Source organism: Streptomyces sp. CBMA156 (assembly GCF_014596515.1).
Classification (GTDB): domain Bacteria; phylum Actinomycetota; class Actinomycetes; order Streptomycetales; family Streptomycetaceae; genus Kitasatospora.
Map to the genome: position 1 here is coordinate 1 of NZ_MSJQ01000274.1, position 26,753 is coordinate 26,753.

Genomic DNA, 26,753 nt, shown 5'->3' on the forward strand with positions numbered 1-26,753 from the left:
ACCGGTGGCCGGGGCGGAGGGCGCGGCCGGAGCCGCGGAGGCCGCCGCGGTGTTCGCGGCCTTGCCGCCGTCCACGGAGTCGGGTCCACAGGCGCTGAGCGCGAGGACGGACGCGACCGCGGCAGCGGCGAGGCAGGCGGTGCGGGTGGCGGTGCGGGTGGCGTGACGGGGGCTGGGCACGACCGGGTTGGCCATGGAATCGCTCCGTAAGAGGTCGGTCGACAGGACGAACCGACACCCTGACAGCGGTCGATCTACACACGATCAAAGGCGGGCGCACCCGCGTTGATCGGCGGCGGCAGCGGAGCCGGCCGATCGGCTGGACGACTACCCGGCCCGCCCTGCCCCGGAAACCCCCGGCCGTCCGTAAGCGGCCGGAACCTGAGGTCGGCTCTCCGACGGATCCGTCCGCCCGCCTCAACTCCGGCCACTCACGGACGAACACGCGTCCGCCCCGAACAGGACGATCCTCGGCCAGGCGCCACGGCGCGATCCCGACCGACGGCCGGAGTCCGTTCAACGGGCGGCTCGTCGGCTCCCACCTGCGGCGCTCGGCACGGCGCTGGTCAGCGACGACCCGCACGGCGACGACACCCTCCTTCGTCACCCGTACGAGGCGCGGTGATCCCGTACACCGCACCCGGGCGGCTGAACCGCTGACGGCGGCGGCGCCGGCCTGGCGTCCCCGGACTCCGGAGGCGGCCGAAGGTGCGCCGCCTCCACAGAATGGCGGATTCCGACCGTAACGCCACCGACCGCATGTCGCTCGGGTTCCCTTTGTGTTCTCATCACTCAGGGAATCGACTCGACCACTCCTCGTACGCGCCGGCCCTGCAAGCCAGGTCGGGTGCGTACGAGGTACTCACCGGCACGGCCCTGGAAGTCGCCGGCCTGCCCGCCGCCTTTCCGACGCCGGCCGCCCGCCGCCGTAGTCACCCGGCGCCCTCCAGCAGAGCGACGACGGCACCTCCACCTTCGAGATCCCACACCGCAAGGAGTCGACACATGGCCACCGTGACCCTGAAGACCTACGCCAACCAGCAGGCCGCACAGACGGACCTCAAGACCTATGTCGAGGGCACCCGGCTCACCAACCTGAGCCAGGCGCTCAACGCCGCCTACGACGGCAAGGGCAAGGACAGCGGGAAGCACACCGTCGACGGCGGCGACGTCCAGGTGCTCCACGCCAGCGCCGGCAAGGCCGGCGTCACGAGCGTCACGCTCTTCTACTTCTTCAACGGCACCGAGTTCCGCCTGGTGGCCCTCGGCGAGCATGTCTCCTCCGACCGGTACAAGATCGACGCCGACCTCGGACAGGCGGCCGCGCCGTTCCAGAAGAAGAAGACGGTCGGTCCTGGCGGCAACTGACGCACTGCCTGGGTCCGCAAGCCCGCGAAGCCCGCGGGCCTCACCGGCCTGCGGACCCAGATCGTCGAACGTGCTCCCCCAGCGACGTCCGGCGGCTCCCTGCCGTGTCCTCCTCACCCGTGCCGCGTTGAGTTCCTTGATCAGCGAACGAGCGAGGAGCACGCGATGGGACACCGCATCCGAAAGGCCGCCGTGGCGGCGGCCGTGGTCACGATGATGGCGGCACAGTCCGCGGCGGCCGGCCCGTCGATCCCCGACAGGACCGACGCCGCGTTCCAGCAGGACTGCCTGACCGCCCTCAACACCGCGCGGGCCGCACACGGCGCCCCCGCCCTGACCACCGACCAGAGCGCCGTGGACGTCGCGAGGCGGCGGGTGCAGCAGCAGGGCCCCGACGGACAGCTGAACCAGCACACCGGCCTGCCCCTCGGGTACGGCGAGACGCTCTACTCGGGTTCCGTCGGCTCCGAGCTCAAGAACCCCGACCAGGCCCCGCACACCTGCGGGGACGCGGTGGCCAGGTGGTACAGCGAACACCGCAGCTACGACTACGCCGACCCCGGCCACTCGACCGACGGCAGGGAGACCGGCAACTTCACCATGCTGGTGTGGAAGTCCACGACGAAGGTCGGCTGCGCCAGGGCGGCCGACTGGCACCACGACGGCGAGTGGTACTGGTACGACACGTACGTCGTCTGCGACTTCACCCCGCAGGGGAACGTCAGGGGCCAGTACGCGGAGAACGTCCTGCCCCCGCTGTCGGCCACCGGACACGGGAGGCCCGCGTAGCGGCCCGGCCGTGTTCACCACCCGCACGGGTCCGCCCGACAGAGCGAGGAGTCCCCCGGTGATCGACTTCACGGTGCTGACCGACCTGGCCTTCCGCGAGGGCGTCGAGCGGATCGGCGTCGGCGTCGTGGTCCGCGACGCCTCCGGCCGGGTCCTGATGATCCGCCGGGCCGTGCACGACGTCCTGCCCGGGCTGTGGGAGTACCCGGGCGGCGGCCGGGACGACGGCGAGACGGTGGAGGCCGGAGCGGCCCGGGAGCTGGCCGAAGAGACCGGGCTCACCGGCCTGCCGCTGGAGTACGCGCGACACCTGGACTTCACCAGCCAACGCGGGCTGCGCGTACGCCAGTTCGTCTTCACCACGGTCGTCAGGGACGGCACCCCCATCACCCTCTCCGCCGACCACGACGGCCACCGGTGGGCTGAACCCGGCCGCCTGCCGCCGACCGGCGAAGGGCAGCGCACGGTGATCGACTGGCTCACCGGCCGCCTCGCCCTCCCCGGCTGGCGGCCGGCCGGCGGCTACCTCACCAGCATCGCCAGGCCCAGCGCGTACGGCTGCTTCCTGGTCCGCGACCCGCAGGGCCGCGTCCTCGGGTTGCGCTCGGCCATCGACCCCGGCGTGTGGAACTTTCCCGGCGGCAACGTCGAGCACGGCGAGACCCCGTTCACCACCGCCCTGCGCGAGACCCAGGAGGAACTGGGCCTCGACCTCGCCACCGAGAACCCCCATGTCATCACCCGCCGGCGCCTGGTCGCCGTCGTCCACGAACAGGCCGGCACCGGGCAGCCCGTCCCCGCCTGCGGCCACGTCTTCGACGGCGGCGTCCTCACACCCGAACAGCAGTCACGGATCCGCCTCGACCCGGCCGAGCACACCGAGTGGCGCTTCGAGACCGCCCACGACTGGCACGCCCACCTGAACCCGGACCGCTACCGGCAGCTCCTCCGGATCCTGCGCGCCCACCGCGCCGACACCGCCTTCTACCTCGAACAGCCAGGCCCCGCCGACGACTTCGAGGGCGTCATGGTCCTCGTCACCGACCTTGCCGGACGGCTGCTGATGCACCACCGCGACGACAGGCCCGGCATCGCCTGGCCCGGCTACTGGGCCCCGATCGGCGGGTGGCGCGAGGCCGACGAGACCCCCGAGGAGACCGCGGCCCGCGAGGTCCGCGAAGAGGCCGGGATCACCATCACCCGGGCGCGGCTCGTCCCCGGCCCGCAGCACCACCACGTCTCCCCGCTCGTCCGCGTGCTGCACGCCGTCCGGGACGGCCCGGAGCGCGACCTGCGGCTCGGCGACGAGGGCCTGGCCGTACGCATGGTCCCGTTGGACGAGGTGCTCGACCTCAAGGTCCCGCCCTACATGCACCACTACCTGCCGCTGCTCGCCGCCGGGAGCACCCGGTGACCCGGCCCAGCGACCCCGGCCACCCGTCGGACACCGCGCCCTGCGCGGACTCCCTGATGCTCGTCGTCGGGGTCCACCTCGTCCTGACGGACAACGGCACGGTACTGCTCGGCCGGCGACGCAACACCCGCTACGCCGACGGCCTGTGGCACCTCCCCGCCGGCCACATGGAACCCGGCGAGCGCGTCACCCGCAGCATGACGCGCGAAGCCGAGGAGGAACTCGGCATCACCATCGCCGAGGACCACCTCGAACTCCTCCACACACTGCACCACCTCGACACCGACCGCAGCCGCCTCCAGCTCTTCTTCCGCCCCACCCACTACACCGGACGGCTGCGCAACGCCGAACCGCACAAGTGCGAGGAGCTGCGCTGGTGGCCGCTCGACCGGCTGCCGGCCGACACCGTCCCCTACACCGCGCACGCCCTCCACCGGATCGCTGACGGCACCCGGCTCTCCACCGTCGGCTGGCCCAGCTGACCACGCCCCGCCCGGCGAAGTGGGCGTCCCCGAGGGCGGAGATTCTCCGAGCCGTCCGGGACGACTCCAAGGCAGCGGCCGAAGCGCCGGCGCCGGCCCTCGCTCAGGGCACGGTGATGACGATCTTGCCGCGCGCGTGGCCGGTGGCGCTGACGTCATGAGCCGTGGCCGCCTCCCGCAGCGGGAACACGGCGTGCAGCGGGACGGTGAGGCTGCCGCGGTCGGCGAGGGCGGCCGCCAGCGGCAGTCCCGCCCAGCCCGGCGACCGTCCCGGTTCGGAGCGGGAGAACCGCACTCCGTGTCGACCGGCATCGAAGTCGGCGATGGTCACCACGCGGCGCGGGTCGCCGGCGATGGCCACCAGTTCGGCGAGGGAGCCCTTCCCCGCCGCGTCCAGGACCACGTCGACACCGTGCGGAGCCAGGGGGGCGAGGCGATCGGCCAGCCCCGCCCCGTAGGTGACCGGCAGGACGCCGAGCCGATCGAGGAAGCCGTGGTTGCCCTCGCTCGCGGTGCCGATCACGGTGAGGCCGCGGGCCCGGGCGAGTTGCGCGGTGATGGTGCCGACGCCTCCGGCGGCGCCGTCGATCAACAGGGTCATGCCCTCGACGGCTTCCAGGGCCTCCAGGACGCGCGTGGCCGTGTCGATGTTGCCCGCGGCGCCCCCCGCCTCCTCGAAGGACCACGAGCGGGGCTTGCCCGCCCATGCCTCCAGCACGGCGTACTGGGCCGCCGCGCCTCCCTGGTCCGCGAAGGGCACCAGGCCGAAGACCGCGTCCCCCACGGCGGTGCCGGTCACCCCCTCTCCCACCTCGTCGACGATCCCGGCGGCATCCATGCCGGGGATGTGGGGAAAGTCCACGGTGGCGATGGACCGCAGCATCCCCGAGCGCAAGTACCAGTCGGCAGGGGTGACGCCGGTGGCACGCACCGCGATGCGCACCTGCCCCGGCCCGGCGTGCGGCTCTTCCACCTCCTCGACGCGGAGGACCTCGGAACCGCCGTAGCGGTGGTACCGGACAGCAAACACGGACGACCTCCGTACACATGACATGTCGTTCGGCAGGGGAGCGCGCAGCTGCTCGCCCCCGCGACACAGGGCCGGCCACGGGGCACCGTGGCACCTGGTCACGCTAACCGGGCAAACGGTCGGCCCCTTCCACTTGTGCTTAAGTGAGAGACATGCCTGCTCAACCGTCTCGGAACCGCTCCGCCGGCACCCCTGCCCCGGGGCAGCGGGCCGACGCCCGGAACAACCGCGCCCGGCTCCTCCGGGCCGCCCGCGAGGCGTACACCCTCAACGGCACCGACGTGCCCTCCAGCGCGATCGCCCGCAGAGCGGGCGTGGGTGCCGCCACCCTCTACCGACACTTCCCGACCCGCGACTCGCTGATCGCCGCCGCGTTCTCCGAACAGCTCGGCCAGTGCGTCGCGGCCCTCGACGAGGCCCTTCAGGACGACGATCCCTGGCGGGGACTGCGCACCGTCCTGACCAAGGTGTGCCTGATGCAGGCCCAGGACCGCGGGTTCAGCGCCGCGTTCCTCTCCCGGTTCCCCGACGCGCCCGACGTCCGCCGTGAGCGTGCCCGCGCCGAGGCGTCCCTCGCCCTGCTGGTACAGCGCGCGAAGGACACCGGCCAGCTGCGCAGCGACTTCGACGTCAGCGACGTCACCCTCCTGCTTCTGGCCAACGACGGCGTCCTGCGCGACTCCCCGGCGGCCTCCATGGCCGCATCCAGCCGCCTGCTCGCCTACTTCCTCCAGTCCTGCCCGCCGACGGACGGCCCACCCCTGCCCCCGCCCGCGCCGCTCAGCCTGGACGACCTCTACGAGCCACCGCACCGAACGGGGTGACCGCCGACGGGACCGGCATGCACCTCATCCCCTCCCCGGAGGCCACCGTCGGCGCTCGGCCGGTCCGGGTGTCGGAGCCGGATGACAGAGTGCGCGCATGGACCTCACCGACTTCTGGGACCTCATCGAGGCGGCCCGCGCCGACGCTTCCCCATCGACCGACGACCCGGGCGAAGCCCTGGCCTCAGCCATGGTGGACCGGCTGGCCGCCACCTCCGAGCAGACGGTCCTCGAGTTCGAGGAGCTCTTCGGACAACTCCACGCGGCCCTCTACCGATGGGACGTCTGGGCTGCCGCCTACCTGATCGGAGGCGGCTGCTCGGACGACGCCTTCCTGGACTTCCGGGCAGGCCTCATCGCACAGGGCCGTGACTGGTACGCACGGGCAGCCGCATTGCCGGACGCCCTCGCCGAGCACCCCGACGTGATCGCCTCCGCTGCCGAGTGCAGCGACGAAGCGCTGTTCAACGAGTCGGTCAACTACACGGCTTCCCATGCCTACCGACGGATCAGCGGCAGCGAGGACACCGCCGCCTTCCACGCTGCCTACGACGCCTTCCGCGCCACGCGGACGGACGGCGCACCGACGGAGATGGGAGAGGATTTCGACTTCGACGACGACGCGGAGATGCACGCGCGCCTACCGCGGCTGGCGCACCTGTACCTGGGCCCCGTCGGGCACTGACCTCGTTCCCCGGTCACCCTGCCGATCCGGAGAAGGCACCGCCTACTCGGACACCATGGCGGTCGAGTGCGATTCGGCGGCGCGGGTCGTGGCCCCGGATCCGGTCGGTTCCATCGCCCCGGTGCCGGTGCTCCCGCTCGTCCTGCCCGGCTCGACGGGGACGTGGCGCCGCCGCAGAAGCTCCTCGCGTTCGGCGTCCGGGATCGTCATCGACTCGGCGAGCACGGCGGCGAGCGCGTCCACGTGGATGTGGTCGACGCCGGCGCGGAAGAGCCACCGGATGCTCTCGTCGCGCGTGACGAGGTCGATCGCCAGGTGCGCGCTCCTGTCCTGGGTGGTCGCCGCCCGGACGTACCGCACGTGGTCGATCGGGATGTCCTGGCGGATCTCGCCCTGTTCGAGGAAAGCGCTGGCCCTGGCCGTGATGACGCGGCGGTCCGTGACGGCGACCAGCGCGTTCGCCGCGGCCTTGTCCATCGCCGCCGCCAGCTTCGCCTTCGCTCCGCCGAGGATCGCGGAGATCGGCCCGAGGGCGTCGAGCTGGTCGGGGAAGCCGAGGACCCGCAGGGTCTCCCCGTCCTCCAGGGACCACCGCAGGACGCGGAGGTACGGCTCCGGGTCCAGTGTTCCGGGTGCGCAGAGGATGCCCGGGGCCTTGAGCGGAGGGGCCGGCGGACGAAGAGCGTCGGCGAGGGGCTCGATCACCTCCAGCAGACGGACGGAGGTCTGGCGGGCCGCCTTCGAGTCCCTCCGCTTCGCCGTCAGCGACTGTGACAGGGTGTCGCGTCCGGGGAGCGCGGCGGTGATGCGCAGCTCCCGGGTCAGTGCGGCGACGAGGCCCGTCGTCTCGGCGAGTGCGGAGTCGAGCTCCGTGCGGGTGTCGCGCGCGATGACGTCGGCGTACCGCGCCTCGTCGGCGTCGTCACGTCCGGCCGCCGCCGCCCGCGCGGCGCGCAGCGCCTGGTACCCGGTCCATGCCTTGACGGAGGAGAGCAGGGCGTTGGCGTCGAAGACAACGGCCTCGGCGTTCGTCTGAAGGTACTCACGGTGGTGGCGAGGGTCGGACCGGTCGATCTGCCCGACGTGGTCGCGGACGTTGTGCCGGTACAGCTCAAGCTGCTTGAGCAGCAACGGTTCACTGCCCGCGAGGCTGTCCCACAGGGAGGTCGGGACCGATTCGACCTCCCGTGCCTGCTCGACCGCGCGGTCGACGGCGGTGACGAGCCCCGTCAGTTCGGCCCACTGCTCCTTGCGGATGGTGGTGAGCACCTGGCTCGTCAGCGCGATGTTGGTCCTGACCAGTCCGGTGATCTCGCCCAGCTGCATCTGAAGGGCGATCATGGCCAGCGCCGGTCCGACCGCGGCCGCCATCTGCGCCGCGCTCGCCGCAGTCACCGGGATGAAGCGGGCCTGGGCGAGAGTGCCGGAGGAGAGCACCGTGCCCAGGTTCATGCCGTCCTTGACGGCGAGCGTTCCGCCGGCCTTCAGCAGGGCCTGGGTCGCGTCGCTGAGCCGGTAGAGCCCCTGCAGCCCGGCGACCGCGTTTCCGAGGTTGCCCGCCACGGTCGCCGTGTTCCCGATCGAGGCGAGCACCGTGGCGATCCGTTCGCGGTCGGCGGCCGGCACCAGCCGCAGATCGATCGGATCGGGCCCGAGTTCCGCCGGGACCTCGCCGAAGACGGCAGCAACCCCAGGGAGCATCTCCGCCAGGACGGTCGACACCGTCGTCGGGTCGGCGGTGCTGCGCCGGCCGTCGTCCTCAGGCTCGGCGGTCTCCGGCGAGTCCGAAGGGTGCTGCATGCGATGTCCTTCCCCAGGGGCGCGCAACGGCCGGACGTCCTCGGCGTTGACCGCCGAATTCTACGGCCCGGCGCGCGCGGCGTCGGCGCTGCGCCGAAAGCCCGGCCACCAGCGCGAGGCGTGGCTCCTCCGCTACGCTCACCCCGACCTCGACCCGCTGCTCCACCCCGCACGGACCACCCGAAGTCCCCGTCCGCCCAACCGTCTTGGAGGTAGCACCGTGGAGAGCCTTCGCCAAGCCGTAGCCGTGATCGTCCACGACCGGGACCAGGGCCTGGTCGCGACCATCCACTACGCCGCGGACAGCTGGGGCACCACTCCGGCCTGGACGATCCCCGGCGGCAAGGTCGAGGTCGGCGAACGCCTCGATGAGGCCGCCGCCCGCGAACTGCGGGAGGAGACCGGGCTGCTCGTCGAACCGGAGGACCTGCGGCTCGTCCACACGATCCAGGTCCGCGACGGCTGGGACGGCCAGGGGCCGTTCCTGCTGTCCGTCTTCCTTGCCACCACCTGGCGCGGCGAGCTGACGAACACCGAGCCGGACAAGCACCTCGGCGTGTACTGGTCCCCCGCCGACCGGCTGCCGCTGCCGATGTTCCCGACCGCCCACGCCGCCCTCACCTTCCACTTCTCGGATGGACGGGGCTTCTCCACCTACGGCTGGGGCGACGAGCCCTTCGACCCGCGCACGCTGATCGGCGGGTGAGAGCGGTGGGCCGGCACGGGCGACCGCCCGCCCCGCGGCTGCCGGACGACACCGACGCCCGGCTGCGCGCCATCGCCGACGGACGACCCGTCGTGGAGGAAGGCGTCGTCACCTTCCCCGGCAGCACCGTCCCGTATGCCTACCGGACGGTGCACCGGCCGGACGGCACGACCGACCGCCACCTCGTCCGCCTGGATCCCCCGCCGCCGCACCCGTTCCACTGAGCGGCTGCCGGCGGTCGGGCAACACGGTCGACAGAGCGAGACCGGTTGGCGCAGAGTCTTGTCATGGCTGATCTGTCCTCCTCCCCGTTCCCGGCCTCCTCCTCGATTCCGGCTTCCTCGTCGTTCCCGGCTTCCTACCGGTGGCGGGCGGCGACCGTCGCCGATGCCCGCGCTGTCCACGAGTTGGTCGCCACCTGCGAGCGCGAGCTCCTGGGCCGTCCCGAGACCGAACCCGACCGCATAGCCGCGGACCTCGGACTGCCCGGCCTCGACCCGGCCGTCGACACGCTGCTCGTGTACGACGCGACCGGGCGTCTCGTCGGCCGCGCCTGGGTGCACGGCGGTCGACGCAGTGCGGTCGACGTCCACCCCGACCACCACGGGCGGGGGCTGGGCGGCGCACTGCTCGACTGGGCCGAGGCGCGGGCACGGCAGGCGGGCAGTGAACGGCTCAGCCAGACGGTCTGGGACAGCGACCGGGCAGCGGTGGAGCTGTTGCGCTCGCACGGGTACGAGCCGTTCGTCACCCAGTGGCAGCTGGAGATCCGGATGCCGGCCGAACCCGTGGTGCCCGCCCCGCCGCCCGGCATCACCCTGCGTTGCTTCCGGCCCGGTGACGAACGGGCCGCGTACCAGCTCACCGAAGACGCCTTCGACGAGTGGCAGAAGCGGCGGAAACCCTACGAGGAGTGGGCCCGGCACACCGTCGAGCTGGACACCTTCGCACCGGCGCTCTCCCCGCTGGCGTTCGCCGGCGATCAGCTGGTCGGCGCCGTGCTGTCGCTGAACGTCCCGGACACCGACGAGGGATACGTCGAGCGGGTCGCGGTCCGCAAGGACCACCGCAACCAGGGGATCGCCCGGATGCTGTTGCAGGCGTCGTTCCGGGCCTTCTACCGCCAGGGCCGCCGGACGTGCACGCTCTGGACGCACTCGGAGACGGGTGCACTGTCCCTGTACCAGCGGGTGGGCATGACGGTCCGGAGCAGCTCCGCGGTCTACGGCAAGGCACTCGGCAGCGAGTGACCCGAACCGCGTGTGCGGGTCCTGCTGGAGCAGCCAGCTAAGCCAGCGTCTCGGCGACGCCGGGCGTGAGCCAGTGCAGACGCTCGGCCAGCCCGGCCTCCCTGAAGTGGGCGGTCGTCTCCTCGCGGCCCTCGGTGAAGTGCTCCCACGACGTGTAGTGCAGGGGGACGACCCGGCGCGCGCCGAGCGAGCGGGTGAGCGCGGCGGCCTGGGCCGCGTCCATGGTGATCAGTTCGCCGCCGCCGAAGGCCTGGATCCGCGCGGCCCCGAGGTGGAGGAGGGCGGTGCCGATCCGGAAGCGCCGTCCGACCTCGTCGAGCTCGGGGATGTGGACGGTGTCGCCCGAGACGTAGACGGCCTCCTCCTCGCCGGGCACTTCGACGACGAAGCCCGTCACGTCCCCGACCGGGCCGTGCAGGCCCGGCGTGCCGGTGACGCGCAGCCTCCGGCCGTCGACGGTGAGGGTGTGGGTGGCCCACGGCTCCAGGCCGACGGCCGCGCCGCCGAGGCGGCCGGCGCCGCTGACGGTGGTCAGCACCGGGAGGCCGTCCAGCAGGCTGCGGCCGGTGACGTCGAGGTTGTCCGGGTGCTCGTCGTGGCTGAGCAGGACGGCGTCCACCGCGGGCAGCCGATCGTGGGCTATCGCCGGGCCCTCGGTGCTGCGCAGCACGACCGGGTCGTGGCGGTACTCGGCGGGCGCGGGGTCGAACACGGGGTCGGTCAGCAGGCGCAGGCCGCCGATCTCCAGCAGGGCGGTCGCAGTGCCGATGTGGGTGACGGTGATGGGCACGGCAGGGGTCTCCTCGAAGGTGGTCGGTGAAAGGGGTGAACGTGGTCGGTGAACGTGGTCAGTGACCGGTGACGCGGAAGCGGCGCCGGTACTCGGCCGGGGTGGTCCCGAGGTGGTCGCGGAAGACGCGGTGGACGGTCTCGGCGGAGCCGAACCCGCAGGCGCGGGCGATGCCGGGCACCGGCTGGTCGGTGCGTTCGAGGAGCCGGCGCGCCGCCTCCAGCCGCAGCTCCTCGACGTACGCACCGGGTGTCGTGCCGGTCTCGACCCGGAAGATCCGGGCGAAGTGCCGCTCGCTCATCGCCAGCCGGTCGGCCAGCACGGGCACCGACAGGTCGGCGTCCAGGTGGTCCGCGATCCAGCGGCGCAGGCTGCGCAGGTCCGCCCTGCCGCCGGGGCGGTGGGCCAGCGGGACACTGAACTGGCTCTGCCCGCCCGGGCGTTGGAGGTACATCACCATGATCCGGGCGATGTCCAGCGCGAGGTCGTCGCCGTGGTCCTCGGCGACCAGGGCGAGGGTCAGGTCCATCGACGCGGTGAGGCCCGCGCTGGTCCACATCCGGCCGGACCGGACGAAGACCGGGTCCGGGTCGACCTCGACGGCGGGGTGGTCCGAGGCCAGGCGGTCGGCGGTGGCCCAGTGGGTGGTCGCCCGGTGGCCGTCCAGCAGACCGGCTGCCGCCGTGACGTGCGCACCGGCGCACACCGACGCGACCCGCCCCGCCTGCGGGCCCGCCTCACGCAGCCACGCCACCACCGCGTCGTCCACCCGCGGCACCGGACCGTGCGGCCCGAGGTCCACGCGGCCGGGCACCAGGACGGTGTCCGGCCGCACCGGGGACTCCCGGAGCGTCTCCCCCACGTACAGGGGAACCCCGGAGAACGTCTCCACCAGCCCGATCCGCTCGGCGCGGAGCCGCACGTCGTACCCGGCCCTGCCTGCCGGCAGCAACCGGTCGGCCAGCGCGAGGACCTCGGCGGGCCCGGTCACGTCCAGCGCGTTGATCCCGGGGAAGACCGGGATCACCACGAGGTGCGGGAGGGATGGAAACTCGCTCATGCCCCCACCCTCGCCTGCGAGCGGCCTGTCGGCAATGACAGGACTCTGCAGGATTCGGACATCGGGTGACGCCCGGCCGTGGAACAGGACGAAGCCACTGACCGCGGTCAACCAGCGGGGGCGGCCCTGGATGTCGCGTTGAAACGGGCCGGCACCGCCGGTGCGGTGCCGGCCGCAGCACTACGGGCCGTTGCTTCCGCCTCAGTTGTTACCGCCACCCCCGCCGTTGTTACCGCCGCCGTTGTTACCGCCACCCCCGCCGTTGTTGCCCCCACCGTTGTTGCCCCCGCCACCGTTGTTACCACCGCCGCCGCCGTTGTTACCGCCCCCGCCGTTGTTGCCCCCGCCGCCGTTGTTACCGCCCCCGCCGCCGGGGTTGAGCAGACCGGCGAGGTCGATGGTGTTACCGCAGACGTTGGCCTGGAGGTTGACGGGGACCTGGATCAGGTTGCCGGACAGCACACCCGGCGAACCCGCGGCCACGCCGTTGGCCGTGGCGTCCCCCGTGTTGACGCACAGCGTGCCCGCAGGCGGGGCGACCACAGGTCCGCCGTGGCCGGGCTCGCAGTCGTCGGCGACGGCCGGGCCCGCGGACAGGACAGCCAGCACGGCCGTGAGGCCGGCGGCAACGAGGTACTTCTTGGTGTCGGTCATGACGAGAGTAGTAGCTGACCGTCCTCACCGACGCCCCGCGACCCGGCCGCAGAGTCACCTGCTTGCCGACACCGTCCGCCGTCACGCAGGAGCTACGCCGCTCGTTCGGACCAGGCCCGGGATCCTTCCGGCCCACGACGCGCCGTACAGTCCGCCGTGGACACGGCTCATCGCGGGCTGCCGGCCGCCACGGTGCATGCTACGGCTACCGGGGCACCCGTCTCCGGGGTCCACACACCCGCACCGTCACGATCGCGGCGGGTCTGCCCGTAGCAGCCGGCCCTCGCCTCCGGCGAACTCGATGCCCTGGAATGAGGCACCGGTCCTCTCGTGACCGAATCCGAGTTCCCGGTGCAGGTCGAGCGAGGCGGGGTTCCTGACGGAGACGAAGCACCGGATCGCCGAGTCCCGTTCCCAGACCCAGTCCATCCGCCGCCGGGTCAGCAGCCTCGCGATACCGCGACGCCGCCAGGCAGGATCCACCGTGACGCCGGTCAGGTAGTAGCCCGCTGGGGCGCGGTCCACCGGATGCTCGGGCAGGAACGCCACGTTCGCGTACCCGACGGCTTCACCGGACACCTTCGCCGCGACCACGAGGCTGCGTTCACCGCGGCGCGCCCGATGGATGCGGTCCGCCCACTCGCCCGCCGAACCACCGCGCGCCCGGGCCTGCAACACGGCCAGCACGGGCACATCGTCCCCGGTCGCCTCCGCCACCACCACAGCCACCGGGGCATGCCGCTCGACCGGATGCGGCGCGTAGACGGCGAACCCCGAGTCCATACCTGCCATGCCGTTTCTCCCGCCCCTGGCGCGCCTTCGGTCGACCACGCTACTGTCCTCCCCGCACGTTTCACCGTCCGACCGACGAGCACCGCCACCGCGAAGGCGCGGACCGGACTGCTTTCCCGCACGCGCGGGGTCAGCCGAACCACGACGGGTACATCGACTTCACCGACCCGTTCTCCCCGCACGCGCGGGGGTCAGCCACCGTCCGCCGTGGCCGGCGAGCTCAGCCCGGTGCGGGAGTCGTCCCGGGAAGGGGGGCGGCTTGCCCGTCGCGTCCTGCGGGCACCGCGGGCCCTTCGAGCTGGTGGATCAGGGTCTTGAGCGCCGCGATCTCGTCGTTCAGGGCCTTCCTGCCCGCCTTGGTGAGCTCGATCCAGGTGCGGGCGCGTTTGCCCTCGTAGCCCTTGTCGATCGTGACCAGCCCCGCCTTCTCCAGGACCGCGAGGTGCTGGGAGAGGTTGCCGGCGGTGAGACCGAGCGTGCCGCGCAGGAACGTGAACTCCACCCGCCGGGCTTGCTTGGACACCGCGAGGATGCCCAGGCGCACGCGTTGGTGCACGACGTCGTCAAGGCTGCTGGTGGGATGTTCACTCATGCGGCGGACCGTACCCGGACCCGCTGCAGCAGTGCGAGCCCGACTCCGCCGAACAGCAGGATGCCCCCGTCGAGCAGCAGGCCGGGGAGGAAGCCCCACGGCGACGGGTCGGGGAGGGTACCGGAACTGAGCATGGCGGCCAGGTATCCGCAGGTGATGGCGAGGAGCGGCCAGCTCCGCTCGATCCAGGCGAGCAGCAGCAGCGCCAGGCCGATCGTGCCGGCCGGGCTCACCACCGTGTTGAAGAACAGGGCGAAGGGCGACGGCCCGTGGAGGTCCCCGAGGAACCCGGGATTCTTGGCCGTCCACACCACGTAGACGGTGATGAGCACGACCAGGACCAGACCCAGCGCCAGGTACGGCCCCACCCGGGTCCCCAGACCGAGTCGCCTGGCACGACGCAGGTAGAACCAGCTGATCGCGGCGTAGGCGAGCACCAGCGCCACCGGCCAGTACCACATGGCAGGCGGCAGGCCGCCGGGATGGTGGTCGCCCTGGCCGTAGCGGACCACCGGCGCCGCGCCCAACCGCACGGCGGCGAAGACGAGGAGGGGGAACCAGGCACCGCGCTGCTCACGGCGGACCCGGTCGACGAGGGCCCGCTTCATCGCCAGGAGGTGGCGGGGGTCGCTCGGGGGTGGAACAGAGTGAGTCGTCATGCGGAAAGGTTTGCATGACAAACCAGTTGTGTCTAGAGATCCGTTTGCAGCAAGCTCAACGAGGACGGGCGAGCCACCCGGAGCGTCCCGGCAACGAGACGCTTCTGGTGTGTCCTCAATGCACGTTCACCAGACCGACTTTCGGGGGCTCCTGGTGCGAGCGACGGAGAGCCATACTGGGACACGCTCGCCGCAGGCTCGGCCTGACGACTCCGGGCCGACCGGCGGCTCCGCCGACCGCCCTTCCTGGAGGAGCCCCATGCCCGACCCCGTCTCCGCCGGCCCGGCCACGTCCGGCCCCGACTGGCCCGCCCTGCTCCGGCAGGGCACCGGCCCCACCCAGGCCGCCTTCCGCGCGCTCGTCGAGCAGACCCGGCACTACCACGGCTACAGCCCCGACCTCGTCTGGGGCAGCCTGCAGACCCGCGCCTACGCCGAGGAAGTCCTGCGCCTGGTCGTCGACCTGCACGCCGTCCCGCGCGACATCGAGGCCGGCGCCGCCGAACGCGTCGCCCGTGCCCGGTACATCGGCCAGGACGGACGGACCTACCACGTCCTCCTCGGCGAACAGGCCCTGCTCACCGGCATCGGCGGCCCGGCCGTCATGCGCCCCCAGCTCGAACACCTCCTGGAGACGATGTCCTCCCGGCCCGGTCTCCGCCTCGGCATCATCCCCGCCCGCGCCAGACTCACGGTCTACCCCGGCGACGGCTTCGGGATCTTCGACGGCGCCCGCGTCGAGGTCGAGGGCTACCGGGGAGGCGAGACGATCACCGACGAGCGCGTCCACCTCTTCCACCGCGCCTTCGACCGGCTCCGCGAGTCCGCGGTGTACGGAGAGGACGCTCGCGCCGTCATCACCTCGGCGCTCCGGGCCACCTGATCAGGACGAGGGAAACGGCCCCGGTGAGGCCCCCGACGCAGGGGGCGTGATCCTCGGCCGTCCGACCCATCACCACGTCAGATCCTCCGCCCGATCGCTGCCCGGTCCCCGGGGGCCCCGCGAGGTGAGGATGCGCAGCGCATCGTGGGAGAGTTGCCTCCGCAGTCGTGGATGCGATCACCGAGACCGGGCAACCGTCAGGTTCGGCTAGCCAACCTGTCCATCCGTGTTCCGCTCCCACCACGCAGGCCGAATCGGCGGACCTACAGAGCAACAGTGGCCCTCGCCAGGCCGATCATGACACGATGTGCGAGCAGGTCTGACACCTCGACAACGTGCACAACGGGTCCGGCGAAGACCGCACTTGCACACCCGGCAGAGTGGTCAAGAAAGTGCAAAGCCCCTACTTCGCCGCAGGTCACGAAGGGTACTCCCCGCACCTGCGGGGGTCAGCCGCATTTCTGCGGTTGACGTGACAGACAGTCAACGTACTCCCCGCACCTGCGGGGGTCAGCCGGGCAGGCCTCCACCGACTCCTGAGCGAGCACGGTACTCCCCGCACCTGCGGGGGTCAGCCGCAGGGCGGCCCGTCGGTCGGTGCGGCGGCGAAGTACTCCCCGCACCTGCGGGGGTCAGCCGGACGGCCCGAAGACCAACCCGAAGTACAAGCCGTACTCCCCGCACCTGCGGGGGTCAGCCGGCGCAGTGGCCGCCGCCGGCGTGAACGACAACGTACTCCCCGCACCTGCGGGGGTCAGCCGCTCCGGATGTGACCTGCAAGACCATCAGGGCCGTACTCCCCGCACCTGCGGGGGTCAGCCGTCGTGCTGGCGCCGGAGGATGTCCCGGCTGACGTACTCCCCGCACCTGCGGGGGTCAGCCGGCGGCCACCGCACGCCGCCGTCAGGCCCGTACGTACTCCCCGCACCTGCGGGGGTCAGCCGATCCGGTCGGCAGATGTGATGTGCATCCACAAAAATCAGCCGCCACAGCGGGAGCCGCATCAGGAACTCCATCGGCATTCCCCGCATCTGCGGGGGTGGTCGAGTGCGGGCACACCGCCCGAACGTCTGACCCGCGAGGTACGAGCTGAGAGGGTGTTCTGCGAGTCTTGAGTGGTTCTCGTAGTCCTTGAAGGCAAGTTGTCCGGTTCCAGTGCTTCACGGCGGGCAGTCGGAGCGGTGTGCTGATGGGTGTGGGTGAACGTCCCGCGTACCCGAGCGACCTGTCGGATGAGGCCTGGAGGCTGATCCGGCCGGTCCTCGCCACGTGGAAGGCCAGGCATCCCTCGGTCAGCGGCCATGCGGGCCGGTACGAGATGCGGGAGATCATGAACGCGATCCTCTACCAGGCCCGTACCGGCTGCCAGTGGCGCTACCTGCCCCACGATCTGCCACCCAAGAGCGCGGTGTACTACTACTTCGGCACATGGCGCGACGACGGGACCGCCGAGACCATCCACGACCTGCTGCGATGGCAGGTCCGCGAAAGCCGCAAACGACACGAGGGCCCCACCGCGGTCGTCCTGGACTCCCAGACCGTGCGGGCTTCGACGAACGCGCCGAAGGACACGACCGGGCTGGATCCGGGCAAGAAGAGCCCGGGCCGCAAGCGGGGCATCGCCACCGACGTGCTCGGCCTGGTCATCGCCGCCGTCGTGGTCGCGGCCAGTGTCCACGACAACGCGATCGGCATCGCGCTGCTGGACAAGGTCGTCCGCGCCGCGCCCACCGTGACCAAGGCATGGGCGGACGCCGGGTTCAAGAACGCGGTCGTCGAGCACGGCGCCGGCCTCGGCATCGACCTGGAGATCGTCCAGCGTGAGCCCGGCGCACGAGGATTCACCCCCGAGCCCAAACGCTGGGTGGTCGAGCAGACCCTGGGTACTCTCATGCTCCACCGCAGGCTCGCGCGGGACTACGAGGCGAAGCCGGCCAGCTCGGTGGCGGTGATCCACTGGTCCATGGCCGACGTGATGCTTCGCCGCCTCACCCGCACCACCACCCCGACCTGGCGTGACCCGCCACCGTGGCATCCAGCACCTGTGACAAGCGGGAGCGTCGATGAGGGAATTCCTAGACAAGATCGAGTCCCGGCAGCAGCTCGTCTGTGAGACAGCCGAGCAGCTGCGCGAGCAGATCACCCGTCTCACCGAGGAACTCGCCGCTGCAGAAAACACCTTGAAGCGCCTGCAGAGCACCCGGGAGACCATCCTGGAACTGGCCGCCGAGGACGGCACCGGACCACCCGAGGCGCTGCCACCCGGATACCGCGAGATCCTGGCAGTCATCGAGGCAGCAGGAGAAGGACTCCGCGCCAAGGAGGTCTGCCGGGCCATCGGCCTGGCCGCCGAGCCACGGCACACCGAAAACACCCGTGCCAAGCTGAAACGCCAGGTCGGCCGCGGCATCCTCACCGAGCCCGAACCCGGCGTGTTCACCCTCACCACCCCGGCACCGGCCGCCTAAGAGGTCAACTCAAGCTGAACTCCGGCGAAAAGCCGCAGAATATCCTCTTAAGGGTGAAATCCGGCATCACCGGGGCCGGGAACGGGAAGCGACCCGACCATGGGATCACTTTCACCATCACATTTCCACATGCCGTTCAAGTCCCGCCTCAACCCCCACGTCGACCAGGCCCGCGCCCATGCCGCGCAGTGGGCCCGGCAGATGGGCATGTTCGACGAGGAGTACGCGCAGTGGCCGCAGCGGTGGAGCGAGGAGAAGTTCGCCGGGGCCGACTTCCCGCTGTTCATCGCCCTGACCCACCCGGACGCCGACGCCCGCGAGTTGGATCTGGTGACCGACTGGCACGTGGCCCTGTGGTTCGTCGACGACCTCTTCCTGCCGCTCTACCGCCGCGACCACGACCACGAGTCGGCCGCCGCCCAGGTGGAACGGCTGATGCTGTTCCTGCCGCTGGACGGACTGCCGCGGCCGCTGGAGCCGGGCAATCCCGTCGAGCGGGCCTTCGCCGATCTGTGGACCGGCACGGCCGCCACCATGAGCCCGCTGTGGCGCAGGCGGTTCGTCGCCAGCGTGCGGCGCTTCCTGGACGGGGTGCTGTGGGAACTCGAACACGTCGACCACGCCGTCACCGACCTGATCGAATACCTGGGAGCCCGCCGCGACTTCGGCGGTCTGCAGTTCACCGCCGTGCTCATGGAGCACGCGATGGGCGAGCTACGCCCGGACGTGCTGCGCCACAGGGAGTTGCGCACCGCCGTCGACGCGTTCGTGGACGCCATCAGCCTGCACAACGACATCGTGTCCTACGACCGGGAGGTCGAGGAGGGCACCGTCGGCAACAACGGCGTGGAGGTCGCCCGCCAGGCCCTCAGCCTGAACCGGCGCGACGCCACCGCCCTGGTCGACGGCCTGCTCACCGCCAGGGTCGACACCCTGACCCAGTCCTCGGAAGTCGTACCGCCCGAGGCCACACGGTTCGTCGAGTCTCTGCAGGAGGCGCTGGCGGGCTCTTACCTGTGGCACGAGCTGACCAGCCGCTTCGACCAGGCCAGGGCAACGGCCGGCACCGTCGGGAAGCCCCGCGGTCTGGGCACGTCCGCGGCCTACGCCTTCTGCGGGGCACTCCGCAACTGACCCCGACGACAACGGCCTCGTGAGGTCAACTCAAGCTGACCTCCGGCGAAAACCCGCAGAACACCCTCTGAGAGCCGCTACAACACGCCCGTGCGCGCAGCAAGTTCCCGCACGCCAGCCACCGTCACGGGCGCGTACAGCAGGTCCGCTGTCAGCGCCCGCAGGGCAGGACGGCGTACTTCCTCCGGCGCCACCGCCTCCGTGAACCGGAGGGCCGCGAGCGTCCTGCGGTGGTGGGCCGCGCCCAGCAGGCCGGGAAGCGCGGCGCTCGGGTCCTCGCACCGGGCCCCGTGAACTGCGCGCGTGCCGTGGGCCCGTAGAGGGCTTTGACGATCCGGGCCGACGCGTCCGCCCGTGCTGCGGCCGTCGCCGTTGGCGGGAGCATCGATGCTCCCGCCGCCGTACCCGCAGGACCGGCCAAGCTGAGCCTGCGTCATCCGCCGTGCGCACCGGGCGGCCCTGACGGCCGTCCCGAGCCGACGGTGATGTGACACAACGCCCCCTCCGACTGCACGGGGGGTCGCCATCGTACCGACAGGACCACGCCCACCTGCGGGGCACGCATACGGCGTGCGGATACCCGTCCAGGCCTCCCCCGGGCGGCCGTCGACCGGGTTGCCTGGTGAGTGCCCCGGCCGGGCGATGCCCCGTCCCGCCCCTCGCCCAGAGGAGAGTGCGTCATGAGCGCAATCCTGCTCGAACGCCCCGAGACCCCGGAGCAGACCCACACCTCCCCGCAGCCCGGACGGTGCTGGAAAGCGACCGGACCGTGGCCGCAATGGCGTGCCCGGTCTGCGGATCGGCAGCCGTCTACCAGACCATGGACGGCCGGTGGGGCTGCACCCAGTGCGGTTCGGCCTGGGCCTGAACGAGCAAGGGAGGACCGGCAGTATGCCGCTCTGCGGGGATGCCGTTCGGGTAGCCGCCACCGCAGACGCACGACCCCGCCCCCGGCCGAAGCCGAACGGGGCGGGGTCGTTCAGCGGGAGACGAGCGGGGCGACGCCGGCGCCGCCGGGGTCAGTGCAGCCAGGGCTGGTAGTTCGGGTTGTCCACGCAGCCGGACTCGACCAGGGATGCGGTGGCCCGGTCGACCGGGCAGGCCCGGCGGATGAAGTGCCGGTCCACGCCGCCGGGGAACGCGACCTCCACCTGGTCGGCGTACTGGTTCTGGTCACCGATGGTGGCGTTGACGTCGATCCCGCCGGGGGCGTCGATGAAGTAGTCCCAGGGCACCTTCTTCCACTTCTTGTACAGCTCGGAGTCGTAGGAGGTGCTGACGAACGGCGAGGGCTGGTTCTGCAGGACGTAACTGGTGATGTCGTACTGGCCGTTGACGGTGTCCTTCGGGGCGAAGCCCTGCTCGAAGATGACGGACGGGTCGCGGCCGTCCGAGCGGTAGAGCGGGTAGCAGTTCTTGCGCCAGTGCGGGGCGGGGGTGATGCGGGGGACGTCCACCCGGCGGTCCACTGCGGCGTAGAGCGGGTCCGGGCCCTGCGGGATGCTCTCGAAGGTGGTGGGGGCCAGGGTGACGGACGGCCGGTCCGCGCAGGCGTCGGCGCGCAGTTCGGCCTCGTCGGCGAAGTCGATCCGGCGGCCGTCCAGGACGATGGCGACGGTGTCGGTGCCGAGTTCACGGACGATGAGGCCGTCGCACTGGGGGCCGCTTCACAGCCCCTCCCCACTGGGGTCAAGGCAGCGGGAAGGGGGCGGTGTCGGTCTGGGCGGCGGGAGCTGCGGCGGCCAGGCTCTCGGGGGTGAGCACGACGGCACAGGCAAGGGCAACTGCGCTGGCGGCCGTACGAATTCGGATGTCGATCACGACCGATACCCTGGCCGCCCGATGCCCCGCAGCCATCGCAACTCACCCGATCGAGGGCGTGTCCGCCGCTGCGGTGGACACCCCCTCAGGCCTCCCGGTCGACGCGCGCCATGGCGCCGGCCGTCCCACGGTCACCCGAGGACGACCGGCGTTCCGCTCAACTCGACTCCTGCCCGGCCCAGTTCGTCGACGGCCCGGGCGGTGGTGTCGGCGGCCACACCCGCGGTGTAGTCGAGCAGCACCCCGACGGCGAAGTCGGCCCGTACGCCGTCGAGCGCGGTGGCCTTCACGCAGTGGTCGGTGGCGATGCCGACCACGTCCACCTCGGTGACCTCCCAGGCGCGCAACCAGTCCGCGAGCGCGGTGCCGTCCGCGGTGAAGCCCTCGAAGCCGCTCTTGGAGGCGGAGTGCGCGCCCTTGTAGAAGACCTCGTCCACCTTCGTCTCGACGGCGGGGGCGAAGTCGGGGTGGAACTCGCCTCCCTCGGTGCCGGCCACGCAGTGCACGGGGAAGGAGTCCTTGAAGTCCGGGTGGTCGGAGAAGTGGCCGCCCGGGTCGAGGTGGTGGTCGCGGGTGGCGACGACGTGGGTGTACTCGCCACCGGCGGTGCGCCCGACGAGATCGGCGATGGCGCGGGCCCGCCCCGCACCACCTCCGACCGGCACGGCTCCGCCCTCGCAGAAGTCCTTCTGCACGTCGACGACGATCAGTGCACGCCCCACGGCACAGGCCTTTCTCACGGGAGTCTCGGTCTCCCACCCTTGCCCGGTCCGACGGTGCACTGCGCCTCGCGGTGCCGATGTTCACCCGGGCGCTCGCGCCCGGAGCATGGTCGAGGCCTCCGGGGCGGCCGGCTCGGGCCGTCCCGGAGGCCACCGGGACGCTACTTCTTCGCGGGGAGTTCGAAGGTCGGGGCCGCGTACTTCTGCCTGTCCGTCAGCTCGCAGTCCAGGACCGCGTCGGCCCGGGCCAGGAGCTGGCGCATCCGGCCGACGGCCCGGTCGACCAGGTCCGGGTTCCCCTTGAACCCGGCGTCCAGGTCGGTGATCATCTGCCCGTAGAGATCCGTGAACTCCCCGGCAGCCTTGACGGCGGCCGGGTACTTCGCATAGGCCGCCACCTTGGGGTCGGGGAGGGTGTCCACGACCCCGTCGCCCTCCGGGACGGGGAAGGTGTCGCCGGTCGGCTGGCACGGTTTGTCGTCCGGCTTGTAGAAGCGTCCGACGCTCAGCTCGTGGAAGGTGAAGAAGTGCGAGAGGTCGCGGTTGGAGTCGAGGATTCCTCCGCCGTCCCCCTCGCCCTCCCAGATGATGTCCTGCATCAGCGCGTCCGCTTCGTCTCTGCTCTGCACCGTGATGCGGTCCTGACCGAAGTAGGCGTACTGACGCTCGACGCGCCCGCCCTTCGGGAACACCTTGTTCTCCCCGTACTGTGCGACGCAGGCGTCCAGGTGCTTCATGAGGGACCTGTAGAACTCACCGATCGTCTCTTTCGCACCGAAGGTGATCAGGGTGGGTGGCTGCGGATCGTACTCGGGCGACTGCGCCAGCATGACCTCGGCGTCCTCCTTCGGGACGCACGGCGTGGCGTCACCCGGGGACTCGATGGTCATGCCCATGTTCAGGAAGGGCTTCCCGAAGGGCAGCAGGTGGATCGTCAGGGGGCCGGGGGCAACGAAACTGCGGGGATAGTCGAGGGCGGCGACAGCGTGGATGTCGGGTTCTCCGCCGGTGGCGATCAGGACGTTCGCAGCGATCGACAGGTGGCGCATCTCGACGGTCACCAGCTCGCGGAGGAGCTTGGCCGCCGTGCTCCGCCGGTCCTTGATGGACCACCATCCCGTCAGGTAGGCGGGGATGGTGGAGAACTCGACCAGGCAGGCTCCCTGCAGCATCTCATGCAGCTTCTTGATGTCGTCTTCGAAGGTCATTTCGCAACCTCCTGCGGCTTACCGGTCCTGAGCAGGTTCCGGTACATCTCCAGGACCTGGCGCTTTCCGCTGGACAGGTCCCTGGTGACGGGCATGTAGAGCGAGGAGTTCGCCATGTCGGTGGCGCACAGTTCCAGGATCTGGTCGATGTTCCGGTCGACGGCCGTCTTGTCGCCCAGGTCGAGCGCGGCGTAGTGCTTCATGACCGGGAAGATCATGTCGTACAGGTAGAAAATCTTCCTGTAGACGAAGTCCCAGGCGGCCTTCTGATTGTTGCCGTGAGCCTCGCAGTCCTTCGCGAATTCCGCGGGGAGCCCGTTGTCGAAGGGCAGCATCCGCACGCAACAGTAGAACGCCGAGGCGAAGGACCAGCCCGGTCCGACCCACGTCACCTTGTCCGGCACGGCAGGTTGGGGTGACCCAGCCTCGTACGGGAAGAAGGCGATGACCGGGAGCTGCGGGTCCTTGCCGACGGTGGCCGCCGCCTTGAACGCGATCTCGGCGCGGCCGTCGACCACGTCGACGACCGTGCCCGGGGTGATGGTGAGCACGTCCGGGGCCGGCTTCACCCAGGAATCGGCGTTCCGCGCTGGTGGCAACGGATCCGGTACGTACTGCTGGAGAAGCAGTTTGACGGCACCGGTGGGAATCACGCCACGGTCCCTCACCTCGATGACGACCGTTCCCGTCCCGCCCTGGTCGATGTAGTTCGAGCGACTGTCGGTCTGGGCCGTGAGCACCTTCTCCGTCAGCATCGTGATCTGCTGGGAGTTCGGCTTGCACCGCACGCCCAGGGTGCCGGTGGCCAGGTCCGCGTCGGTGACCTTGCCGTCGACCGGCACGTCGATGATGCCGGACGTCGCCTCGTAGGCCTGCCTGTCGTAGGCCTCGGGCTTGATCTCCGCCACGGTCTTCGTGGTACCGGCGCCGGAGCCGGGCACCTGGACGAAGAGCTCCAGCGTGCCGAAGGCCGTCTCCTTCTCACCGGCGGCGTCGACCTCCGGGACCGTGGCCTCCAGGTCGAGGCTCACGAAGCGGGTTCCACCGGAGCTCTTGTGAACCTCCGCCACCGCCGGACCGAACCAGGCCTGCCTCTGCTTCCCGTCCGGGCCGTTCACGGGATGCCCCTTCGCGTCCACGAGCGGCATCGAGTTCTCCGGCGCCAGGAACCGCCCGCCGGGCACCGTGGCGAACTCGCGGTCGTGCCACAGGCCGATCGTGCCGACCACCCGGGAGACGCAGGGATTGCGGCGCGGCGGATTCCCCGCGTCGAGGTCCTGTTTCCACAGGTCGAGCAGCCGGATGAACCTTTCCTTCTGCGTCGTGCATGTGGCGAATTCTGGCGCGGTGAAGTAGTGGGTCAGATAGACGGAGAACCGCACCATGACCCCGAGGGCCTTCTGGTTCTCCATCTCCTGCTTGACCGCGTTCATCAGCGGCGATTCGTCGGAGGCGAACTGGAGGTTTTCCCGGCGCACGCAGGCCTGAATGACGGTGGCACCGGTCCCGTCACGGAAGACGTCGTCCTTCAGGTTCAGATTGCGGCTGAAGTTGTTCCAGCGGGCGGACGAATGGACATCGTCCTCGATGTCGCCGTAGAAGTATTTCTCGGAGTCGGTCTTGTCCCCGATCTGGATCCGATTGACGAAGAAGGCGGTGCTCCAGATCGAATCCGGGTTGTTGTCCGCCATGGTCGCGGCACTGTGGTGCGCGGCCCGGGGGAAGTGACCGTCTCCGAACTGCTCCTGCGCGGTGAGGTCGGCGATCGGGAACGAGTCGCCGGCCAGGTTGACCAGTGCGCCGACCAGTGGGTCCTTCGTCGCCGGCGGAAGTGCTCCGTACTCGGTCTGTCCGCCGGTCACCGTGGTGACGGCGCCCTTGCCGTCGGGCGTGTGACGGGGCTGCACATGGAGCCACCAGTCGTTGGCACCGTAGGCGTTCCATCCCGACGGCGGCTCGTACACGTCCTCGCCCGATGCGGGCCTGCTTCCCTGCATGCTGAACGCCCAGGGCGGAAACTTCTCCCTGAAATTCTCCGCGGTGATCCCGTAGACATTGAGAAAATGCCAGTACAGGTCCGCCGTCCGGAAGTCGTACGTCGGAAACAGGCCGTTGTTGTTCATGGTCGCCGGATTGAAGCTCATCTCACCGCGGAAGAAGACCCGCGGGACGGAGAGGACACTCACAGTACCTCCTGGACGTTGCCGGACAGTCCTGTGCGTGTACCACTGCACCCTGATCCACATCTCGCGCCGACCCGGATAGCCGAGGGCATTCACCCGGCGTCAGTCACCCCTCGCTCGCTCGATTCGGACATGGGTGCCTTCGGGTGATTCCCGGTTCCCGGAGTGGCCGGAACGGCCGCGGGCTGCCTAGATGGATCGTGGGCGATTGACGAACGGATAACCGCCCGCGGAATTTCCAGTCGCATCCACGGGCGGAAGGAGCCTGGCCATGCCGGAACCGGGAACGGGGCCCCGGACGGGGGTCTGGCTGGTGGGGGCACGCGGCTCGGTGGCCACCACCACGGTGGTGGGCGCGGCGGCGCTCGGCGCCGGGCTGGCCGAGCCGACGGGGTGCGTCACCGCCGGCGAGGACTTCGCCGGTGCCCGGCTGCCGTCGTTCGACGCCCTGGTGTTCGGCGGGCACGACGTCGGCTCCGTCCCGCTGCCCGAGCGCGCCGCCGAACTGGCCGCGGCCGGGGTGGTGCCGCAGCGGCTGCTCGAACCGCTGGAGAAGGCGCTCCTCGCCGCCGACCAGGAGATCCGCCCGGGCTACGCCGCCGGTCGCAGCGGCCTGCCCCAGGCCGTCGCCGATCGCAGCGCCCTGCCCCAGGCCGTCGCGGCGCGGGCGCTCGCCGACGACATCGAGGGCTTCCGGCGGCGGCTGGCACTCGACCGGGTCGTGGTCGTCAACGTGGCGTCCACCGAGGCCCCGGTGCCGGCCCGCCCCGAACACGGCGACCTCGACCTGCTGGAGGCGGCCCTGCGCACCTCGGCCGACGTCCTGCCACCCAGTTCGCTCTACGCCTACGCGGCGTTCGCCGCAGGCTGTCCGTACGTGGACTTCACCCCCTCGACCGGTGCCCGGCTGCCCGCCCTGGACGCGATGGCCCGCGACCGCGACCTGCCCTACGCGGGCAGCGACGCCAAGACCGGCGAGACGCTGGTGCAGTCGGTGCTGGCCCCGATGTTCGCCATGCGCGCGCTGCGCGTACGGGCCTGGTCGGGCACCAACCTGCTGGGCGGCGGCGACGGCGCCACCCTCGCGGATCCCGGCGCGGCCGGCAGCAAGACGGCGTCCAAACGGCGGGGCCTGGGCCACCTGCTGGGGTATCCGGTGGAGGGCGCGGTGCACATCGACTGCGTGCCGGCCCTCGGCGACTGGAAGACGGCCTGGGACCACGTGGCCTTCGAGGGGTTCCTCGGCACCCGGATGAGCCTCCAGTTCACCTGGGAGGGCTGCGACTCGGCCCTCGCCGCCCCGCTCGTGCTGGACCTGGCCAGGCTCACCGCCGCCGCGCACGCGGCGGGCGTCCCTGGCCCGCTCGGGGAGCTGGGCTTCTTCTTCAAGGACCCGGTCGGCACGGGCGGTTACGCCCTCGCCGACCAGTACCGGGCCC

The 26,753-nt window shown here is 71.2% G+C and carries 26 protein-coding genes, 1 pseudogene and 1 CRISPR repeat array; of the genes and pseudogenes, 14 read left to right on the top strand and 13 right to left on the bottom strand.

All coding sequences use genetic code 11. The features are described 5' to 3' along the window. Positions 1-195, bottom strand: a pseudogene (locus BU198_RS23040) (hypothetical protein); the annotation flags it as partial. Between the two features lie 810 nt (positions 196-1,005). Here BU198_RS23040 and BU198_RS23045 point away from each other — a divergent pair. The 4 genes from BU198_RS23045 to BU198_RS23060 all read left to right on the top strand — a co-directional run bounded on the left by BU198_RS23045 (position 1,006) and on the right by BU198_RS23060 (position 4,053). Further along, a complete protein-coding gene (locus BU198_RS23045) occupies positions 1,006-1,368 on the top strand; it encodes a hypothetical protein (RefSeq protein WP_188298762.1) in 363 nt (120 codons plus the stop codon). A gap of 165 nt (positions 1,369-1,533) precedes the next feature. Further along, positions 1,534-2,157, top strand: a complete 624-nt coding sequence (locus BU198_RS23050; protein ID WP_188298763.1) for a CAP domain-containing protein — start codon at positions 1,534-1,536, stop codon at positions 2,155-2,157. A gap of 58 nt (positions 2,158-2,215) precedes the next feature. Next, on the top strand, positions 2,216-3,571 hold the full coding sequence (locus tag BU198_RS23055; protein WP_188298764.1) for an NUDIX domain-containing protein: 1,356 nt from the start codon (positions 2,216-2,218) through the stop codon (positions 3,569-3,571). Then, the gene (locus tag BU198_RS23060; protein WP_317620271.1) at positions 3,568-4,053 is read left to right on the top strand and encodes an NUDIX hydrolase; all 486 of its coding nucleotides are present in this window, start codon (positions 3,568-3,570) and stop codon (positions 4,051-4,053) included. The genes BU198_RS23055 and BU198_RS23060 overlap by 4 nt, the downstream gene beginning before the upstream one ends. A 103-nt stretch (positions 4,054-4,156) precedes the next feature. On the opposite strand, the gene BU198_RS23065 is transcribed toward BU198_RS23060, so the two are convergent. Next, on the bottom strand, positions 4,157-5,083 hold the full coding sequence (locus tag BU198_RS23065) for an NADP-dependent oxidoreductase (protein WP_317620272.1): 927 nt from the start codon (positions 5,081-5,083) through the stop codon (positions 4,157-4,159). Positions 5,084-5,235: 152 nt separating this feature from the next. Here BU198_RS23065 and BU198_RS23070 point away from each other — a divergent pair, with 152 nt between their 5' ends. Continuing rightward, positions 5,236-5,907, top strand: a complete 672-nt coding sequence (locus BU198_RS23070) for a TetR/AcrR family transcriptional regulator (protein WP_188298766.1) — start codon at positions 5,236-5,238, stop codon at positions 5,905-5,907. Between the two features lie 97 nt (positions 5,908-6,004). Further along, positions 6,005-6,592 carry a DUF4240 domain-containing protein gene (locus BU198_RS23075; protein ID WP_188298767.1) on the top strand — a complete coding sequence of 196 codons (588 nt, stop codon included), beginning with the start codon at positions 6,005-6,007 and terminating at the stop codon, positions 6,590-6,592. Positions 6,593-6,634: 42 nt separating this feature from the next. Here BU198_RS23075 and BU198_RS23080 read toward each other — a convergent pair whose 3' ends face one another. After that, positions 6,635-8,392: a hypothetical protein gene (locus tag BU198_RS23080; RefSeq protein WP_188298768.1), complete on the bottom strand. Its 1,758-nt coding sequence runs from the start codon at positions 8,390-8,392 to the stop codon at positions 6,635-6,637. A 220-nt stretch (positions 8,393-8,612) separates the two neighbouring features. On the opposite strand from BU198_RS23080, the gene BU198_RS23085 reads away from it, so the two are divergent. The 3 genes from BU198_RS23085 to BU198_RS23095 all read left to right on the top strand — a co-directional run bounded on the left by BU198_RS23085 (position 8,613) and on the right by BU198_RS23095 (position 10,348). Next, positions 8,613-9,098, top strand: coding sequence for an NUDIX domain-containing protein (locus BU198_RS23085; protein WP_317620273.1), 486 nt, complete (start codon positions 8,613-8,615; stop codon positions 9,096-9,098). After that, the gene (locus BU198_RS23090; RefSeq protein ID WP_188298770.1) at positions 9,095-9,322 is read left to right on the top strand and encodes a hypothetical protein; all 228 of its coding nucleotides are present in this window, start codon (positions 9,095-9,097) and stop codon (positions 9,320-9,322) included. The genes BU198_RS23085 and BU198_RS23090 overlap by 4 nt, the downstream gene beginning before the upstream one ends. Before the next feature lie 63 nt (positions 9,323-9,385). Further along, positions 9,386-10,348, top strand: a complete 963-nt coding sequence (locus BU198_RS23095; RefSeq protein ID WP_188298771.1) for a GNAT family N-acetyltransferase — start codon at positions 9,386-9,388, stop codon at positions 10,346-10,348. A gap of 37 nt (positions 10,349-10,385) precedes the next feature. Here the strand turns inward: BU198_RS23095 and BU198_RS23100 are convergent, their stop codons facing one another. From BU198_RS23100 to BU198_RS23125, 6 genes are all read right to left on the bottom strand, one after another. Then, positions 10,386-11,138 (bottom strand): MBL fold metallo-hydrolase, encoded by a 753-nt coding sequence (locus tag BU198_RS23100; protein WP_188298772.1) that lies wholly within the window; start codon positions 11,136-11,138, stop codon positions 10,386-10,388. A 58-nt stretch (positions 11,139-11,196) separates the two neighbouring features. Next, positions 11,197-12,198, bottom strand: coding sequence for a GlxA family transcriptional regulator (locus BU198_RS23105; RefSeq protein ID WP_188298773.1), 1,002 nt, complete (start codon positions 12,196-12,198; stop codon positions 11,197-11,199). Positions 12,199-12,399: 201 nt separating this feature from the next. Beyond that, the gene (locus tag BU198_RS43895; RefSeq protein ID WP_188298774.1) at positions 12,400-12,852 is read right to left on the bottom strand and encodes a chaplin; all 453 of its coding nucleotides are present in this window, start codon (positions 12,850-12,852) and stop codon (positions 12,400-12,402) included. Between the two features lie 246 nt (positions 12,853-13,098). Continuing rightward, positions 13,099-13,644 (bottom strand): GNAT family N-acetyltransferase, encoded by a 546-nt coding sequence (locus BU198_RS23115; protein ID WP_188298775.1) that lies wholly within the window; start codon positions 13,642-13,644, stop codon positions 13,099-13,101. Positions 13,645-13,864: 220 nt separating this feature from the next. Beyond that, complete coding sequence (locus BU198_RS23120; RefSeq protein ID WP_188298776.1) at positions 13,865-14,236, bottom strand: winged helix-turn-helix domain-containing protein; 372 nt, start codon at positions 14,234-14,236, stop codon at positions 13,865-13,867. Next, on the bottom strand, positions 14,233-14,895 hold the full coding sequence (locus tag BU198_RS23125; protein ID WP_188298777.1) for a hypothetical protein: 663 nt from the start codon (positions 14,893-14,895) through the stop codon (positions 14,233-14,235). The genes BU198_RS23120 and BU198_RS23125 overlap by 4 nt, the downstream gene beginning before the upstream one ends. Before the next feature lie 259 nt (positions 14,896-15,154). On the opposite strand from BU198_RS23125, the gene BU198_RS23130 reads away from it, so the two are divergent. The 4 genes from BU198_RS23130 (at position 15,155) to BU198_RS23145 (ending at position 19,380) form a co-directional block, all read left to right on the top strand. After that, positions 15,155-15,778 (top strand): DUF5753 domain-containing protein, encoded by a 624-nt coding sequence (locus tag BU198_RS23130; protein ID WP_188298778.1) that lies wholly within the window; start codon positions 15,155-15,157, stop codon positions 15,776-15,778. Positions 15,779-16,205: 427 nt separating this feature from the next. Next, positions 16,206-16,722: a CRISPR direct-repeat array (repeat unit 29 nt; unit sequence GTACTCCCCGCACCTGCGGGGGTCAGCCG). A 251-nt stretch (positions 16,723-16,973) separates the two neighbouring features. Next, complete coding sequence (locus tag BU198_RS23135; RefSeq protein WP_317620274.1) at positions 16,974-17,891, top strand: IS5 family transposase; 918 nt, start codon at positions 16,974-16,976, stop codon at positions 17,889-17,891. Beyond that, complete coding sequence (locus tag BU198_RS23140) at positions 17,842-18,246, top strand: hypothetical protein (protein WP_188298779.1); 405 nt, start codon at positions 17,842-17,844, stop codon at positions 18,244-18,246. Before BU198_RS23135 ends, BU198_RS23140 begins: the two co-directional genes overlap by 50 nt. Positions 18,247-18,375: 129 nt before the next feature. Continuing rightward, positions 18,376-19,380 (top strand): terpene synthase family protein, encoded by a 1,005-nt coding sequence (locus BU198_RS23145; RefSeq protein ID WP_223244815.1) that lies wholly within the window; start codon positions 18,376-18,378, stop codon positions 19,378-19,380. Between the two features lie 1,019 nt (positions 19,381-20,399). On the opposite strand, the gene BU198_RS23150 is transcribed toward BU198_RS23145, so the two are convergent. The 4 genes from BU198_RS23150 to BU198_RS23165 all read right to left on the bottom strand — a co-directional run bounded on the left by BU198_RS23150 (position 20,400) and on the right by BU198_RS23165 (position 25,275). Beyond that, a complete protein-coding gene (locus tag BU198_RS23150) occupies positions 20,400-21,023 on the bottom strand; it encodes an ADP-ribosyltransferase (protein ID WP_317620275.1) in 624 nt (207 codons plus the stop codon). A gap of 309 nt (positions 21,024-21,332) precedes the next feature. Beyond that, positions 21,333-21,923, bottom strand: a complete 591-nt coding sequence (locus BU198_RS23155; RefSeq protein WP_188298782.1) for an isochorismatase family protein — start codon at positions 21,921-21,923, stop codon at positions 21,333-21,335. A gap of 161 nt (positions 21,924-22,084) precedes the next feature. Then, a complete protein-coding gene (locus tag BU198_RS23160; protein ID WP_188298783.1) occupies positions 22,085-23,131 on the bottom strand; it encodes a ferritin-like protein in 1,047 nt (348 codons plus the stop codon). Continuing rightward, the gene (locus BU198_RS23165; RefSeq protein WP_188298784.1) at positions 23,128-25,275 is read right to left on the bottom strand and encodes a hypothetical protein; all 2,148 of its coding nucleotides are present in this window, start codon (positions 25,273-25,275) and stop codon (positions 23,128-23,130) included. The genes BU198_RS23160 and BU198_RS23165 overlap by 4 nt, the downstream gene beginning before the upstream one ends. A 310-nt stretch (positions 25,276-25,585) precedes the next feature. Here BU198_RS23165 and BU198_RS23170 point away from each other — a divergent pair. Further along, positions 25,586-26,753, top strand: a 1,168-nt coding sequence (locus tag BU198_RS23170) for an inositol-3-phosphate synthase (RefSeq protein ID WP_188298785.1), incomplete at its 3' end; no start/stop codon positions are given.